This is a genomic window from Actinopolyspora mortivallis, from assembly GCF_003001495.1.
Lineage (GTDB): Bacteria > Actinomycetota > Actinomycetes > Mycobacteriales > Pseudonocardiaceae > Actinopolyspora > Actinopolyspora mortivallis_A.
In genome coordinates this window covers 1-15,502 of the sequence record NZ_PVSR01000058.1, presented here as the reverse complement: position 1 = coordinate 15,502, position 15,502 = coordinate 1, and the positions used below count along the sequence as shown (strand labels likewise).

Annotated in this window: 13 protein-coding genes and 1 pseudogene; 6 read left to right on the top strand and 8 right to left on the bottom strand. The window is 71.3% G+C overall.

Going from position 1 to position 15,502, the window contains the following annotated elements; translation table 11 throughout:
* Positions 1 to 604 (bottom strand): PspC domain-containing protein (locus tag CEP50_RS18905; RefSeq protein ID WP_258175424.1); only part of this gene is annotated, 604 nt, incomplete at its 3' end.
* Between the two features lie 118 nt (positions 605 to 722).
* Here CEP50_RS18905 and CEP50_RS18900 point away from each other — a divergent pair.
* Both CEP50_RS18900 and CEP50_RS18895 read left to right on the top strand, forming a co-directional pair.
* On the top strand, positions 723 to 2,090 hold the full coding sequence (locus CEP50_RS18900; RefSeq protein ID WP_181188459.1) for an ATP-binding protein: 1,368 nt from the start codon (positions 723 to 725) through the stop codon (positions 2,088 to 2,090).
* A gap of 13 nt (positions 2,091 to 2,103) precedes the next feature.
* Positions 2,104 to 2,793 carry a response regulator gene (locus CEP50_RS18895; RefSeq protein ID WP_106115273.1) on the top strand — a complete coding sequence of 230 codons (690 nt, stop codon included), beginning with the start codon at positions 2,104 to 2,106 and terminating at the stop codon, positions 2,791 to 2,793.
* A gap of 54 nt (positions 2,794 to 2,847) precedes the next feature.
* Here the strand turns inward: CEP50_RS18895 and CEP50_RS18890 are convergent, their stop codons facing one another.
* Positions 2,848 to 3,873 (bottom strand): DMT family transporter, encoded by a 1,026-nt coding sequence (locus CEP50_RS18890; protein ID WP_106115272.1) that lies wholly within the window; start codon positions 3,871 to 3,873, stop codon positions 2,848 to 2,850.
* Between the two features lie 79 nt (positions 3,874 to 3,952).
* Between CEP50_RS18890 and CEP50_RS18885 the strand changes: the two genes are divergently transcribed.
* On the top strand, positions 3,953 to 4,828 hold the full coding sequence (locus tag CEP50_RS18885) for a LysR family transcriptional regulator (protein ID WP_106115271.1): 876 nt from the start codon (positions 3,953 to 3,955) through the stop codon (positions 4,826 to 4,828).
* A 40-nt stretch (positions 4,829 to 4,868) separates the two neighbouring features.
* On the opposite strand, the gene CEP50_RS18880 is transcribed toward CEP50_RS18885, so the two are convergent.
* From CEP50_RS18880 to CEP50_RS18860, 5 genes are all read right to left on the bottom strand, one after another.
* Complete coding sequence (locus tag CEP50_RS18880) at positions 4,869 to 6,491, bottom strand: serine/threonine-protein kinase (protein ID WP_106115270.1); 1,623 nt, start codon at positions 6,489 to 6,491, stop codon at positions 4,869 to 4,871.
* A gap of 130 nt (positions 6,492 to 6,621) precedes the next feature.
* Positions 6,622 to 8,124: a serine/threonine-protein kinase gene (locus CEP50_RS18875; protein WP_106115269.1), complete on the bottom strand. Its 1,503-nt coding sequence runs from the start codon at positions 8,122 to 8,124 to the stop codon at positions 6,622 to 6,624.
* Between the two features lie 445 nt (positions 8,125 to 8,569).
* Entirely contained in the window at positions 8,570 to 9,337 is a 768-nt protein-coding gene (locus CEP50_RS18870) for a hypothetical protein (protein ID WP_106115268.1), read from the bottom strand.
* 18 nt (positions 9,338 to 9,355) lie between these two features.
* Positions 9,356 to 10,318: a hypothetical protein gene (locus CEP50_RS18865; RefSeq protein WP_106115267.1), complete on the bottom strand. Its 963-nt coding sequence runs from the start codon at positions 10,316 to 10,318 to the stop codon at positions 9,356 to 9,358.
* A 405-nt stretch (positions 10,319 to 10,723) separates the two neighbouring features.
* Positions 10,724 to 11,041: a hypothetical protein gene (locus CEP50_RS18860; RefSeq protein ID WP_106115266.1), complete on the bottom strand. Its 318-nt coding sequence runs from the start codon at positions 11,039 to 11,041 to the stop codon at positions 10,724 to 10,726.
* Positions 11,042 to 11,198: 157 nt separating this feature from the next.
* Between CEP50_RS18860 and CEP50_RS18855 the strand changes: the two genes are divergently transcribed.
* The gene (locus CEP50_RS18855; protein ID WP_106115265.1) at positions 11,199 to 11,990 is read left to right on the top strand and encodes a 3-hydroxybutyrate dehydrogenase; all 792 of its coding nucleotides are present in this window, start codon (positions 11,199 to 11,201) and stop codon (positions 11,988 to 11,990) included.
* Between the two features lie 117 nt (positions 11,991 to 12,107).
* Here the strand turns inward: CEP50_RS18855 and CEP50_RS18850 are convergent, their stop codons facing one another.
* Positions 12,108 to 12,416: a chorismate mutase gene (locus CEP50_RS18850; RefSeq protein WP_106115264.1), complete on the bottom strand. Its 309-nt coding sequence runs from the start codon at positions 12,414 to 12,416 to the stop codon at positions 12,108 to 12,110.
* A gap of 311 nt (positions 12,417 to 12,727) precedes the next feature.
* Here CEP50_RS18850 and pcrA point away from each other — a divergent pair, with 311 nt between their 5' ends.
* Both pcrA and CEP50_RS18840 read left to right on the top strand, forming a co-directional pair.
* A complete protein-coding gene (gene pcrA / locus CEP50_RS18845; protein WP_106115263.1) occupies positions 12,728 to 15,133 on the top strand; it encodes a DNA helicase PcrA in 2,406 nt (801 codons plus the stop codon).
* A gap of 135 nt (positions 15,134 to 15,268) precedes the next feature.
* Positions 15,269 to 15,502, top strand: a pseudogene (locus CEP50_RS18840) (hypothetical protein); the annotation flags it as partial.

The window sequence follows — 15,502 nt, the reverse complement described above, 5'->3', positions numbered from 1 at the left end:
GGGGAGCGGTTCCCGCCGGGAGCGGCGGTTCCGCGGCGGGATACACCCACGTCCGGTCTCCCCACCGCTCACCGGCCGGCTCCTGGGCGGAGGAGGGGCCCGTCGGGGGGCCGGACTCGTGCGCCGCGCTCGTGCGTTCCGGCGGTGCGGGAACGGCCCGGTCGCTGTAGTGGCGGTGCAACAGGTACAGCGCCAGCAGGCCGACCAGCAGCCCGAGGACACCGGGCAGGTCGAACACGGAGAACGCCACCGGAACCAGCAGCAGCACCAGCAGTACCAGCAGCACGGGGGAACGGTCCCTGAGCGTTCCCGTGCGCGGGTCGACCTTCGGCAGGGCCAGCCACAGCAGCAGGTAGAACAACAGCCCGGCCCCGCCGTAGAACGTCCCCACCACGAAGACGACCCGGAACAGCACCGGATCGATGCCGTAGCGCTCGCCGAGCGCGGCGGCCACCCCGGCGATCTTGCGGTTGGTATCCGTGCGTGCCGGGCGGGTGTGCCACATGGTGCGGATCGAGTCGAGCACGTCCTCGTCCGACCGTGCGGAACCGCCTGCCGAGCCTGTGGCTCCCCCCGCCGGATCGTTGCCTCCTGCTCCGCTCATGTCTCCACTCTGCGTGGCCGGGGCGCCGTCGTCCTCAGGGACCTCCCCCAGTTCCTCCCCGGCACCGCCGGGGTTTCCCCGATTCTCCGCGCTCCGGGAGCGTGCAACCATCGACCCCGTGCAGGCCCGTTCCAGGCGATTCACGCGAGGTGTCCCGGGGGAGGAGGACACCGTCGACCCGCACGCCCCGACCGTTCCGCTGCACTCCCCGGGGCTCCGGCGGGTCTACCGCCAGCGCTCCGGGCGGGTGGTGGCCGGTGTGGCCATCGGGATCGCCCGGCACCTGGACATCCCGGTGCTGTGGGTACGGGCCGTTTTCGCCGCGCTGGCCGCCCTGGGCGGGGCCGGTGTGCTGGCCTACGGCCTGCTGTGGGTGTTCGTGCGGCAGCGGCCGGACGGGGGCGGGGAGTCCACGGAACGGGAGCGCAGGCAGGGGCTGGTGCTGCTGCTGCTCGGCATCGGCATGGCGGTGTCGGTGGCCTCGCTCAGCGCCGTGCCCTCCTGGCTGGTGGTCACCCTGGGAGCCACGCTGGTCGGCGGGGCGGTGCTCTGGCGCGAGGCGGACGAGTCCCAGCGGCAGCAGTGGCGCCGGGAGGCCCGGTCGAGCGTGCGTGGCCTGCTGGCCGGAGGAGGCCGGGCCGGGACGCTGCGGGTGCTGGCCGGGGCGCTGCTGGTGCTGGCCGGGATGGTCGTGTTCGTGGGCGGAGCCATCGGCAGTGAGGTTCCGGTGGTGTTCGCCGCCGTGGTCGCCACCCTGGTCGGGGTGGCCGTGCTCACCGTGCCCTGGTGGATGCGTCTGGTCGGCGATCTCGACGTGGAGCGCGCCACCAGGATCAGGTCCCAGGAACGTGCCGAGATAGCCGCGCACCTGCACGACTCGGTGTTGCAGACCTTGGCGCTGATCCAGAAGCAGGCCGGTTCCGAGCGGGAGGTGCGCAGGCTGGCGCGCAGCCAGGAACGGGAGCTGCGCCAGTGGTTGTACGGACCGGGAGGGTACAGTCGCGGTTCCCACCCCATGACCGAGTCGCCCGTGGCGATGCGGGAGCCCGGGGGGCCGGACACCGGCGAGTCCGCGAGCACGAGCGGAACCCTCTCGGAGGAGTTGGGGCGCATCTGCGGCGAGGTGGAGGACGACTTCGACGTCACGGTGCAGCCGGTGGTGGTCGGCGACGGGCCCGTGGACGAGCCGCTGCGGGCCGTGCTGGCCGCCGCGAAGGAGGCCGTCGTCAACGCGGCCAAACACGCCGGGGTGGAGGAGGTCAGCGTCTACGCCGAGTTGCAGCCGGACCGGGCGGAGCTGTTCGTCCGCGACCGGGGGACGGGGTTCGACCCGGAGGCGGTGGAGGCGGATCGTCACGGCCTGTCCGAGTCGATCCGCGGCAGGATGGAGCGCAACGGCGGTCGGGTGCGGCTGCGCACCGCCCCGGGGGCGGGAACCGAGGTGCAGCTGGAACTGCCCCGCACCTCCGACGAGCAGCGACAGTGAAGGAGTGGCAGACATGGTCGCGGAAACCGTCGACACCGGTGGGGACGAGTCCACCAGGGTGGGGGTCTACGTCGTCGACGACCACGCCCTGTTCCGCACCGGGGTGCGTGCCGAGCTCGGCGTCGCCGAGGACCGGGTGCGGGTACTCGGTGAGGCGGGCTCGGTGGCCGAGGCCGTGGCCGGGATCGCCCATCTGCGGCCCGACGTGGTGCTGCTGGACGTGCACATGCCGGACGGCGGAGGTGTGGAGGTGCTGCGCCGGGTCCGGCAGCAGCATCCCGAGGTGGTCTTTTTGGCCCTGTCCGTCTCGGACGCGGCCGAGGACGTGATCACGGTGATCCGTGCCGGGGCGCGCGGCTACGTCACGAAGACGATCTCGGGGCGGGAGCTGGCCGACGCGATCTGTCGGGTCGCCGGTGGGGACGCGGTCTTCTCCCCCCGGCTGGCCGGTTTCGTGCTCGACGCCTTCTCGGAGGGGCCGAACTCGACACCGGTGGGGGACCCGGAACTGGACCAGCTCACCAGGAGGGAACGCGACGTGCTGCGCCTGCTGGCCCGTGGCTACTCCTACCGCGAGATCGGCTCCGAACTGTTCATCTCGGTCAAGACCGTGGAAACCCACGTGTCCAGCGTGTTGCGCAAGACGCAGCTGTCCAATCGCTACGAGCTGTCCAAGTGGGCCTCGGACCGGCGGCTCGTCTGAACCCGGCCGGTGTGGTCGCACGGCGACCGCCGCGGTGTTTTCCTCCGGGTGTGGTCAGTTCCGGGCCGGCTCCGCCCGCTCGGTCCCTTCCGCGCGTTTTCCGCCGCGCGGTCCCCGCACGGTGGTTCTGCTCAGCGCGACTCCCAGCAGCACGATCGCCATCCCCAGCACCATGCGCGGCCCGAAACGTTCGTCGAGCACCAGCCAGCCCAGCACCACCGAGACCACGGGCATCAGGTAGGTCACGGTGGAGGCCGTGGTGGCCCCCTCGTCGGAGATGATCCGGATGTGCAGCGCGAAGGCGAATCCGGTGCCGAAGATCCCGAGCACCGCCACGGCGAGCAGGGGCAGCGGTGCCGGGTGGATCGGTTCCAGGCCCCCGACGGGCAGGGTGAGCAGGGCGATCCCGCTCGCGGCGGTCAGCTGGGTGGCGGCCACCGTCAGCGGGGGCAGCGGTTGTTCCCCGGCCCCGGAGCCGTTCAGGCCGCGTCCTATGTAGACGAAGCTGATCCCGTAGCTGGCCGCGGCCGCCAGGCAGGCGAGCACGCCCCACCCGAACAGCCCGGCGGAGCCCTGCCACGGAGCCAGGATCACCACCACTCCGGAGAAACCCACCAGCAGGCCGAACAGCCGCAGCGGCGGTAGCGACCTCTCGGTGCCGTACAGCAGACCGAAGAGGACGGTCCACAACGGAGTGGTGGCGTTGAGGACCCCGGTGAGCCCCGAGTCGACCGTGCGTTCGCCGATCCCGAACAGGATCCAGGGCAGCACGTTGCCGAACACGGCGGCCACCGCGATGGTGCCCCACAGGGCGCGTTTGCCGGCGGAGCCGAACCCCACCAGGCCCCCTCCGCTGAGCAGGCAGAGGGCGACCACCACCACCGCGCCGAGCACGATGCGCGCGAAGGCCACCTGAGTGGGGGTCAGAGCCTGCAACCCCACCTTGATGAACAGGAAGCTCGCTCCCCACAGCAGGGCGAGGGTGCCCAGCCGCACGTAGTTGGCGCGGTTGTTCAACGTCTCCTCCACGATCGCGGGATTCGGGCCGGCTTCGACCCGCGCTCCACCCTGCTCCTCCATACCGATTAGGACAAGTGGATTTTTCTTCACTCGCTTTTCAGTTCTGCTGTAAGATGCTGGTGTGTTGGACGTCCGGCGGATGCAGGTACTGCGTGCGGTGATCAACAGTGGTTCGGTGAGCGCCGCCGCGAACAATCTCGGATACACGCCCTCGGCGATCAGTCAGCAGCTGACCACCCTGGAACGGGAGGCGGGACTGCCGCTGCTGGAGAAGGCAGGCCGGGGGCTGCGCCCCACCGCCGCCGGAACCATGCTCGCCGAACGGGCGGGCAGGCTCTCCGAACTGATCTCCGAGACCGAGGCGGAACTGTCCGAGCTGCGTGCCGGCCGCATCGGTGTGCTGCGTGTGCGTTTCTTCCACAGCGCCGGGGTGGCGCTGATCCCGCCCGCCGTGGCCGAGTTCCGCGAGCAGTGCCCCGACGTGCAGCTCGACCTGAGCATGTGTGAGCAGGGACTGCTGGACCAGCTCGTCGAGGGTTCCGCCGACGTCGCCGTGCTCGTGACAGGACGGGATGTTCCCGTGACGCGGGGAATCCGGATGGTGCACCTGGTCGACGATCCCTACCGGATCGTGCTTCCGCGGGGACACCCGCTGGGTGCCGAGCAGGCCGTCGACCTCGGGTGGCTTTCCGGGGAGTCCTGGATCCAGGAGTCGTTGACCCACGGTCCCTGCGCCGAGCCGCTGCGCGACGCCTTCGCCGCGGCCGGGTTCACCCCGAACCTCGCGTTGGAGGCCGACAACTCCCACTCCTCCCAGGGATTCGTGGCCGCCGGAGTGGGGGTGTCGCTGATACCCCGACTGGGTCTGGACCCGGTGCACCCGAACGTCGTGATCCGCCCGGCCCGCAACCCCGAACCGGTGCGCAGGATCCACGTCGCCGTGCGCGAGTCGGTGGCCCAGCTGCCCAGCACCGAGATCCTGCTGCGGGCGCTCTCCCACGCGGCGGCGGGCTGAGCCGGGACGGTTTCGCCGTGAGGACCGGCGCCTCCGGAGGTCAGCCCACCCCGCTGTCCGTGTTGATCAGCGTGTTGTCTCCCCGCGTGATCAGATCGAAGACGTGCCGCTCGGTGCTGCTGCGTCCGTCCTCGCGTTCGTAGCGCAGCACCGCCTCCACCCGGTTGTCCCCGACGACCCGGGGGCCGCTGACCACGTCCACCCGTTCGATGGAGTCCCAGAAGTCCTCGTAGGTGTCCCTGCCCACCGACTTCAGCTCGGGACCGAGCATGTCCCAGGCCTCGTCGGAGTCGTCGGTCACCGTGGCGAAATAGCTCCGTACCGTCTCGACCAGCACCTGGTCCGACACGGAGTCGGCCGGGGTGGTCGAGGTCGTGCCGGACGAGGTCGTCGTGGAGGTGGTGGTGCTCGTCCGGCTCTCCGGACCGCCCGTCGCGGTCGGCGTGCTCGGATCGCTGGTGGTGCCCACCCCGCTCGCCGCTGCGTTGTTCTCCCCCCGGGTCTCCTGGGGGGCCGTCCGCCCCCGCTCGTTCGAGGCGGCGGCGTTCGCGACGAGCACCCCGACCAGGGCCGCCAGCACGATGGCCACCGCCCAGGCGATGAGCCCCCGGTTGACCCGCTTCGCGTTCCTGTCGGAGGAGGACGGCTCGCCCACGCGGGTGGCGGGGCCGACCGGGCTGCCCACCATCGTGGCGCTCCGCTGCTGCTGCGGACCCGCCGGCCGCGCGGCGGGCGGGGGAGGGCCGGCCGGGGCGCCGGAGCCGAGGGGCCCGGCAACTCCCTGCCCGCCCGGAGGAAGGGGCGGAGCCGAGCGCTGCGGAGTCTGTCCGAACGGAACGGGCCTGCCCTCGTGCACGGCGTGCAGCATGTCCCGGGCCTGGGCCATGGTGGGGCGTTCCACCGGGTCGGCGCGCAGCAGCTCCATCAGCACCGGAGCCATCGGTCCCCCGTGCCGGGGGTACTCCACCTGTCCCCGGGAGACCCGGTGCAGCAGGCTGATCGCGTTGTCGTCCACACCGAAGGGAGGATGTCCCTCGATGGCGGCGTAGAGCGTGGAGCCGAGGGAGAAGACGTCGGAGGCGGGAGCGGGATCCCGCCCCAGCGCCACCTCCGGGGAGAGGTAGGCGGGCGTACCGGCCAGGATCCCGCTCTTGGTCACGGCCACGTCCCCGACCGCGCGGGAGATGCCGAAGTCGGTGATCTTGGCCGTTCCGTCCGGGCCGATCAGGATGTTGCCCGGCTTCAGGTCCCGGTGCACGATCCCGGCCAGGTGCGCCGCCGCCAACGCCCCGGCCACCTGCGCCCCGACCCCGGCCGCCTCGACCGGGGGCAGCAGGCCGCCGTCGGAGATGCGCGAAGCCAGGCTGGTGGAGGGCAGGTACTCCATCACCAGGACGGGCTGGCCGTCCTCCTCGACCACGTCGAAGACGGCGATCGCGTTCTGGTGCTGCAACCTCGCCGCGATCCGCCCCTCCCGCATGGAGCGTTCACGGGCCTCCCTGGTCTCGGCCTCGGTGTGTCCCTGTTGCAGCAGCAACTGCTTGACCGCGACGGTGCGCTGCAGACGCTCGTCGACCGCGCGCCACACCACCCCCATCGCACCGCTGCCGATGCTCTCGTGCAGCCGGTAGCGTCCCGCGATCAGACGACCTTCGGCGCTCACTGTTCTCCCCGGTACTGGTGGTGTCGGTGACTCGGTGCACTGCCTGGGCCCGCCCCCGGGCCGGCGTCACACGACGTTCCCAACCGTACTGCGTGCACAACGGGGGCCCACAGGGCGGTCGGCGCACCGTTCATCCGGACACGGGAGAGGCGTCCTCGGAGGGGTTGGTTCCTCCGCCGCCGGTGTCCTCCTCACCGGAACCGTCGTCCCCGGAGTTCTCGCCGTCGGACCCCTCCTCCTGGTTGTCCGTTTCCGTGGTCGAAGTGGTCTCGCCGGTGTCGTCCTCGGGCGGCTCGGACTCCGGCACCGAGGACTCCGGCACCGAGGAGGGCACGCTCGTCGTCCCCTGTGTGTCCGACTCCCGCTCCGGGGTGCTGTCCTCGTCGTAGTCCTCCTCCGGATAGCCGCCCAACTCCGGCTCGGGCGTGTCCGTGTCGACGGTGGAGGTGGGAGCGGGTCGGGTGGTGGTCGTCCCCCCGGCGGGGGCGCTGGGCTCCCCGTCCTCCCCGGTCAGCAGGGAGGTGACCACCAGGGTTCCGGCCGCCAGCACCGCCACGAGCACCACCGCGCCGATCACCCAGGGGGCCTTGCTGCGTTTCGGCGCCCCCACGGGCATCTCCGCGCGGGTGTCCGAACCCAGGTAGGCGGCGGCCTCACGGGTCCCCCCGTCGCTGTACAACCCGTCGTCCGGAGCGGACTCGGCGACCATGGTCCCGCCGTCGTGGGAGCCGCGCACCGCTTCGGTGGCGGCCGTGCCCGGGGCCATGGCGGGCGGGATCGGAGTCGGCCTGCTCGGCACCGAGGTGACCTCGTGCCCCTCGGCCACGGTCTGCAGCATCTGCCGCACCTGGGCCATGTCCGGGCGTTCCTCGCTGTTGGTCCGCAGCATGGCCAGCAACGGTTCGGTCATCGGCCCCGACTGGCGCGGCGGCTCCATCTTGCCCGCGGCCACCGCGTGCAACAGGGCCAGCGTGTTCTCGCTCTGTCCGAAGGGCGGGGCACCCTCGATGGCGGCGTAGAGCGTGGCGCCGAGGGAGAACACGTCGGAGGCTCCGGTGGGTTCCCGGCCGCAGGCGACGTCGGGGGAGAGGTAGGCAGGGGTGCCCGCGAGCATCCCGGTCTGGGTCACCGAGACGTCGCCCTGGGCACGGGAGATGCCGAAGTCGGTGATCTTGACCGTGCCGTCCTGTCCCAGCAGGAGGTTGCCCGGCTTGATGTCGCGGTGCACCACCCCGACGGCGTGCGCGGCCCCCAGCGCGTCCGCCACCTGGGCACCGATACGGGCGACCTCGCGCGGCGGCAGCGGTCCGTGCTCGGACATCATGGCGGCCAGGCTGGTGGAGGGCAGGTACTCCATCACCAGCACGGGCTGGCCGTCCTCCTCGGCCACGTCGTAGACGGACACCGCGTGGGGGTGCTGCAACCTCGCCGCGATGCGTCCCTCGCGCATCGCGCGCTGCCGTGCCTCTTCCGCCTCGGCCGCATTCAGGCCGGGCTGCATCACCAGCTGTTTGACCGCGACCGTGCGTTGCAGGCGCTCGTCGAGACACTCCCACACCACACCCATCGCGCCACTGCCGATGCGCCGCTGCACCCGGTAGCGTCCGGCGACCAGGCGACCTTCGTCGCTCACCGACGTCTCCCCGTACTGCTCTCGGTCCCGGGCCTCACCGGTCCGGCGGGGCCGGGCCGACGAAGGGGCCGGGATCGGTGGATTTCCGCGGGCCGTGCGTGGCCCTCCGACACGTACACCTTCACTGTGCGACATCGACCGGTTGCCCGAAGCCGACCGTGGCACGGCGGCGTGGATCGCGGGAGACCGGGCTCGGTCCGGTGTTCCCGCGCGCCGACCACCGCGTCGTTCGTTCCGACAGGCACGCTCCCGTCCGTTCGTCCCCGAACCGGCGAGATCGGAAACAGGGCGGTCGTTGCCGCATCGTCGCGAGAATACCGACCGGCGTGTGTTCTCCCGGTAGCCGTCCCGTCTTCGAACGTGTGGACCGTGACGGGAGGTGCCCGCCCGTGTCCGTTCGGTGGTGTCGAGCCCCGCGCGTTTCCGGGCTCCCAGCGTTGCCGACTCAGCCCACCACGCGGCGCAGCCGGGCGGCACGGAGCCACACCCGCGAGATCGTGGGATCGCTGCCCGGAGTGACCGAGAACGAGTGCCGCAGCGCGATCCTGGTGTCGGCGGGGCCGTCGGCGGCGACGGTGGCCAGCACCCTGCCCTCGGCGGTCACGGTGATCTCGTGGGCTTCCACGGAGCCCAGCGTGCTCCAGCCGTGGACTATCTCCGCCCGTTGCCGGTCGGTCAGCCGTATCGAGACCAGCGTCAACGCCCGGGCGGGGTCCTCCTCCAGCAGGCGGTAGAACTCCCGGACCAGCCTGGTCGCCGAACGGGCACTGCCCGCCGAGGGGTTGGCCACGTGGTTCTCGGCGACGATCCCGCGTGAGTTCCCGAAGCGCGCGGCCTCCTCCGGCAGCGGGTCGCCCGGACGCGTCCCGGGCCACCCGGCCTCGTCGAACAGGGTGCCGATCCGCAGGGCCTCCGAGTCCCGGACAGGGCCCACGCGGGTTTGTTCCTCCACCCGGTCGGGATTCCGCGAGTGGGGTGCGATCGAGGCCTCCAGCAGGCTCGTGGTGACTCCCACCGCTCCGAGCGCGAGCAGTGTCCACAGGGTCCGCACGGTGATCCGCGTCGGGCGTGGGAGACGGGTGTCGGTTCCTCCGGAGGGGGAGAGGGAGTGGGCCGTCGTCGGGGTTCGGGCGGAGCCGGAGGTCCCCACCTCGGAGGGGTGAACCGTGTCCCCGAGATCGTGCGGGGATCCCCGTCGTGTTGATCCCGGCATGTCCTGTCCTCTCGTTCGTCACCGGCTCCCGGTGGCGGGCAGGTCGGCCACCACGTGCCGCTGGCTCGCGTCGAATCTCAGTCTGCGCCGGACCGTTTCCGTCTCGTCCCCGCGAGTGATCCGCAGTTCCGTCACGGTGCTCTCGGCTTCCACGACGGTCGTGGAGACCCCGATGTGCCCGGCGTCCTCGTAGCGGGAGGAGAACTCCGTGAATCCGGCCTCGTGGAGACGTCCCCCGGTCATGCGGTAGGCCGCGCGCAGTTCTCCCGCCGCCACGGCGGAGAAGTACCGTTCGGTGAGTTCCCGCATCCGGGACCAGCGGGTCGTCACCGCGTACTGCTCCCCCCGGGCGGGAGCGGTCTCCGTGGAGGTGGGCAGCGGAGTCCTCTCCGTGGTCTCCGGGGGCCGCGTCGGGGAGGCCTCCAGCGGAGGCAGTGGTGCGCGTTGCCACGTGCCCGTGTCGTCCGGGGCGCCGGGGTGCTGCGAGGGGCGTTCTCGGCGTGACGTCTTCGTTGCCGGGGTGGACGGCACGAGCATCCGCCGGTCGGGTCGGGTGGTGGGGGGAGCGTGCCTCTCCGGGGAGTTCGCCTCCTCGTCGGGCGGGAAGGGGTACCCGTGCCCGCGTGGCACTCGTACCGGTTCGGCCGTGGTCCTGGTGTCCGGGTGCGGGGCGAGGGCGGCCGTGGCGAACACGATCCCGCACAAGGTGGCGGCCGAGGCCGTCACCGCGAACCACGCGGCCCGCCGCCAGGTCCGGGGCGGTGTCACCGAGGCGGGGACCATGCCCAGGTCCAGCTCGTGCAGCATGTCCCACGGTTCCGCGGTGTTCCCCCGGGCGGAATCTCCGGTGCCGTGCCGGGGTGCCGTCGTGTGGGTTCCCAGCCGCACACACCGTCGTTCGGGGGCGCATCGTTCCCCCGGGGGGCGTGTCGAGGGTTCGTCGAGTTCCCCCGACCAGCCGTTCGGCTTGGCGCTGTCCATCGCGACCCGACTTTCCGTCCCGTGTCGTGTCGAACCGTTCGCCTCACACGGACGTTCCGCGAAGCTGGATTCGTGTCGGGGCGGTGCCCCGCGTTCCCGTCGCCGAGGGCGTCGGAGGGGAGCGGGCAGCGCCCCGACCCGGCCGCTGTGACGGTGGGGACCGCCTCCCGTCGGCCGTGGCAGGGGACCGGACGGCCCCGCCCCTCGTTCCGGGACACCGCTGTACGACGATCACGGCACACAGGCTATGCGGGGCCACAAACGTGTACGCAACGGGTCGGAACCGGTACGCAACGTGGTCACTGTTCGGTTGTGCCGTCGCCGCGGGGCAGGGGCTTCCCCCGGGTGGGCAGCGCGCGGAGCGCCGCGACTACGCGAGGTCGAGAGCGAACGCGCGGGTGCTCCCTAGTATCGGCCGTGGTGGAAGTCCGCTCGGGTGCTCGACAGGGCCTTCAACGAGCCGAGTCCGCTCGCCCCGCCGAGCAGGACCGCGATCACGTCGGCGGCGACACCTCCGCTGGATATCAGCAGTGCCAGCAGCGCCCCTGCCAGGGCGGCTCCCGCCACCCGGGCGCGCTTTCCGGCGAAACGCGCGGTGGGTTCCCCACCGGGTCTTTTCCGCGCCGCACCGTACATCAGGGCCAGATACCCCGCGTGCCCGGCCGAGACCAGCACGGCGACCAGGGTGACCAGTAAGGCGACCACGTCGATGACCGTTCCCATGTGTCCAGTCTGCCCGCCGCCGTCCCGTGCCGGTAGCACGGCCGTGGGTTTTTCCGCCCCGCCCGGGCTAACACAGTGGGCCGACCGTCGGATGCCGCAGTGAAAACCCCCTGTGCGGCTGTTGGATACCGACCGGCACGCCCATTACGTTGCTGATATGGGTGACAGCTCGGCTGCCGCGTTCCGGGAGAACTCCGGATCCGCGGGAGAACTGGCGGGCAAACGGGCGCTCGTTACCGGAGCGGGAAGCGGGATCGGAGCGGCCGTGGCGAGAAGACTGGCGGCCGAGGGCTCCGACGTGCTGCTCGTCGACCGCGCCGCCGAATCCGTGGAGGCCGTGGCAACCGCCATCGGCGCTCGGTACACCGTCGTCGACCTGTCCGTCCCCGAATCGGTGGCGGAACTGGGCGAGAACGTCGACATCGTGGTCAACAACGCGGGACTGCAGTACGTGGCGCCGGTACACCAGTACCCGCCGGAGATGTTCTCCCTGCTGCTGGCGGTGATGGTCCAGGCGCCGTTCCGGATCATCCGTGCGGCTCTGCCCGGGATGTACCACAGAGGGTGGGGGCGGATCGTCAACATCTCCTCGGTGCACGGCCTGCGGGCCTCCCCGTTGAAAAGCGCCTATGTCACCGCCAAGCACGGACTGGAGGGGTTGTCGAAGGCCGTCGCCGTGGAGGCGGCCGGCCACGGGGTCACCTCGAACTGCGTCTGCCCGGGCTATGTGCGTACTCCGTTCGTGGAGCAGCAGGTGACCGATCACGCGGTGCGCCACCGGGTTCCCCGTGAGCAGGTGGTCGAGGACGTGCTGCTCTCCCGCACCCCGGTCAAACGGCTGGTGGAGCCGGAGGAGGTGGCCGAACTGGTGGCCTGGCTGTGCGGCCCTTCGGCCACGTCGATCACCGGTTCCTCGCTGCCGATGGACGGAGGGTGGACGGCCCAGTAGCCTCCCCGTTCCGGTCCCCGGCAGCTGCCGCTCTCGGTGGCGGCCCCGCCGTCGCCGTCCGTCCACGGGCTCTCCGGGCGGGGTGTTCCGGGGATCGGGACCGGTTCGGGGAGGTGGTCAGTGCCCCAGTCTGCCGCGGCCGAGCCGCAGCAGGATCATGGCCAGTTCGCGGCCCTCGGCCCCGAGCTCACGGTAGCGGGCGAGGACGTCCATCTCGCGGTTGTAGACGATGCGCGGGCCGCCTTCGGCCATCCGCGCGGCCCCGATGCGGTGGGAGATCTCGGCGCGTCGTTTGATCAGGCGCAGGATCTCGTCGTCGATCCGGTCGATCTCGTCGCGCAGTTCGTCGACCGAGTTCTCCGTGGCGGGCCACTCGGGTTCGGACGTGTCGAGGTTTCCCTGGTCGCTGTTCACAGAGGTGTTCATGTCGTCCTCCGGCTCGTCGCCCCCCGGCCCCGACCCGGATGAGCGAAAGCCCCGGGTCCGAGGACTCCGGGGCTTCGTAGTCTGGAGCTCACACAGCTACGGGCGCCGGAGTCCCGGGCCCGTAGAAAAACTGACCAATTCGCGTGAGCACGTCACCAGTTTGCCACACCGGCGCGAACGAAACCAACTCGACTCTCGGGGGAATCACACTTCCGGAGGAGATCCGTCGGGGTGAACGGCTCCGTCGGCCCCCGGGGCGTCACTGCGGTTGTGCCCGTGCGGGAGAACGCGGGCGGTACGCTGAACTACCGATGAGCACCCTGTTCGACGTTCCCGCAGAGGACCCCGCCGGTTCCGGAGACACCCCCGCCGCGCACGGTGGTACGCACCGGAGCTCCGCCGGGGACCTGCTGACCGGTCTGAACCCGCAACAACGGGAGGCGGTGCTGCACGGCGGCTCACCGCTGCTGGTGGTGGCCGGGGCCGGTTCGGGCAAGACCAAGGTGCTCACCCACCGGATCGCCCACCTGCTGGACGAACGCGGAGTGTATCCCGGCCAGATCATGGCGATCACGTTCACCAACAAGGCGGCCACGGAGATGAAGGAGCGGGTGGCCGACCTGGTGGGACGGCGTGCCAACGCCATGTGGGTGTCCACGTTCCACTCGATGTGCGTGCGGGTGCTGCGGCGCGAGGCCGGAACGCTCGGGCTGTCCGGCAACTTCTCCGTCTACGACGCGGACGACTCGCGCCGGTTGATCACGATGGTGGCCCGGGACCTGGAGCTGGACTCCAAACGCTATCCGGTGCGCGGCCTGGCCGCGCGGGTCTCCCAGTTGAAGAACGAGCTCGTCGACCCGACCACCGCCGCCGAACAGGCGGACAACGAGCGGGAACGCAGGGTCGCCGAGCTCTACGCCGCCTACCAGCGCCGTCTCCAGCAGTCCAACGCGCTGGACTTCGACGACCTGATCATGCGCACCGTCGAGCTGCTGCGCGAGCACCCGGCGGTGGCCGAGCACTACCGGCGGAGGTTCCGCCACATCCTCGTCGACGAGTACCAGGACACCAACCATGCCCAGTACGTGCTGGTGCGCGAGCTCGTCGGCACCGGGGAGGACGCCGGTGGGGTTCCCCCGGCGGAGCTGTGCGTGGTGGGGGACGCGGACCAGTCGATCTACGCCTTCCGCGGGGCGACGATCCGCAACATCGAGGAGTTCGAGCGGGACTACCCGCAGGCGCACACCATCGTGCTCGAACAGAACTACCGCTCTACCCAGACGATCCTGTCCGCGGCCAACTCCGTGATCAGGTCGAACACGGGACGCAGGGAGAAGCGGCTGTGGAGCGAGGCCGGTGAGGGCGAGCCGCTGGTCGGTTACGTGGCCGACAACGAGCACGACGAGGCGTCCTTCGTGGCCGCCGAGATCGACCGGCTGGTCGACTCGGGCGCGGCCACGTTCAACGACATCGCGGTGTTCTACCGCACCAACAACCAGTCGCGCGTGTTCGAGGAGGTCTTCATCCGGCTGGGGCTGCCCTACCGGGTGATCGGTGGGGTGCGCTTCTACGAGCGCCGCGAGATCAGGGACGCGTTGGCCTACCTGCGGGTGCTGGACAACCCGGACGACTCGGTGAGCCTGCGGCGGATCCTCAACGTGCCCAAGCGGGGGATCGGCCAGCGGGCCGAGACGGTGCTGGCCGAGTACGCCGACCGAGAGCGGATCTCCTTCGCCGCCGCGCTGCGACACGGGGCCCAGGGCAGGATCGAGCAGTTGAACGCCCGCTCGGCGCGGGCGGTCTCCGGTTTCGTGGACCTGCTGGACGAGCTGCGCGAACTCGTGCCCACCACCGAGGTGGCGGAACTGCTCCAGACGCTGCTGACCCGCACGGGCTACCGGGCCGAGCTGGAGAGCAGTGAGGACCCGCAGGACGCGAGCCGGGTGGAGAACCTGGACGAACTGATCTCCGTGGCGCGGGAGTTCGCCGGGGCGAACGCGGCTTCTCCCGGTGAGGAGGCCGCGACGGACGAGCCCGGGCAGGACGAGGCCGACGACGCCGCGCTCGCCCCCGGATCGCTCGGGGCGTTCCTGGAGCGGGTCTCGCTGGTCGCCGACGCGGACGCCCTGCCGGAGAACGGCGACGGTCTGGTGACCTTGATGACGCTGCACACGGCCAAGGGGCTGGAGTTTCCCGTCGTCTTCGCCACCGGCTGGGAGGACGGGGTGTTCCCGCACACCAGGGCGCTGGGCGATCCCGAGGAGCTCGCCGAGGAGCGCAGGCTCGCCTACGTGGGGATCACCCGCGCCCGCAGGAGGTTGTACCTCTCCCGCGCGTTGATGCGTTCGGCCTGGGGGCAGCCGGTCACCAACCCCGCCTCCCGGTTCCTCACCGAGATCCCGGAGCACCTGGTGGAGTGGCGCAGGGCGGAGCGGGAGCGTTCCGTTCCCCGCGAGCGGAGTGGCTGGTCCTCCCGGACGGGCACGGCGGGTGCGGGGGCCTCGCGCGGCGAGCGGGCGGCCTCGTCCTCCGGCTGGAAGAACGCCGTTCCGATCCGGCTCTCCGCCGGCGACAGGGTCAACCACGACAAGTACGGACTGGGCACCGTGGTCTCCACCGAGGGGGAGGGGGCCCGTGCCACGGCCACCATCGACTTCGGGGACGCGGGCAAGGTGCGGCTGATGCTGATCGGCAACGTACCGCTGGTCAAACTCTGAGGTCGGCCACGCGGCCCGCTCGCGTCGACTCCGGGAAACGGGTGAGTTTTTCCGAAACGGCCCCGTCCTCGGGGGCGGAGCACGTAGCCTCCGGTGCGTGAGGAGGACGTGATCCGTGGAACGGGGGTTCGCGTGGTGTCAGTGGTGTTGTTCGCCGTGGGGGCGTTCCTGCTCGTGGCGTTGTCCGTCGTGGTGTTGGTGGTTCGGGTCAACCGGAGTCGCAGTCAGGGCTACACCTTCCGGCGGCCGTCTCCGTACCAGCTGGGGGCCCAGCGCCCCGCGGGACACTCGGTGAGTGCCCCGTCCGGGGGCGTGGTGCCTCCTCCGCCTCCCCCGGGCGGTGGGGGCGGCTGTGCCCCCGGAGGTGGG

What these genes read in the sequence shown, in the direction of transcription:
- CEP50_RS18855 (WP_106115265.1), top strand. Translation starts at nt 11,199, where the DNA reads ATGGGTGACAGCTCGGCTGCCGCGTTCCGGGAGAACTCCGGATCCGCG.
- CEP50_RS18890 (WP_106115272.1), bottom strand. Translation starts at nt 3,873, where the DNA reads ATGGAGGAGCAGGGTGGAGCGCGGGTCGAAGCCGGCCCGAATCCCGCG.
- CEP50_RS18860 (WP_106115266.1), bottom strand. Translation starts at nt 11,041, where the DNA reads ATGGGAACGGTCATCGACGTGGTCGCCTTACTGGTCACCCTGGTCGCC.
- CEP50_RS18885 (WP_106115271.1), top strand. Translation starts at nt 3,953, where the DNA reads ATGCAGGTACTGCGTGCGGTGATCAACAGTGGTTCGGTGAGCGCCGCC.
- CEP50_RS18865 (WP_106115267.1), bottom strand. Translation starts at nt 10,318, where the DNA reads ATGGACAGCGCCAAGCCGAACGGCTGGTCGGGGGAACTCGACGAACCC.
- pcrA (WP_106115263.1), top strand. Translation starts at nt 12,728, where the DNA reads ATGAGCACCCTGTTCGACGTTCCCGCAGAGGACCCCGCCGGTTCCGGA.
- CEP50_RS18850 (WP_106115264.1), bottom strand. Translation starts at nt 12,416, where the DNA reads ATGAACACCTCTGTGAACAGCGACCAGGGAAACCTCGACACGTCCGAA.
- CEP50_RS18895 (WP_106115273.1), top strand. Translation starts at nt 2,104, where the DNA reads ATGGTCGCGGAAACCGTCGACACCGGTGGGGACGAGTCCACCAGGGTG.
- CEP50_RS18870 (WP_106115268.1), bottom strand. Translation starts at nt 9,337, where the DNA reads ATGCCGGGATCAACACGACGGGGATCCCCGCACGATCTCGGGGACACG.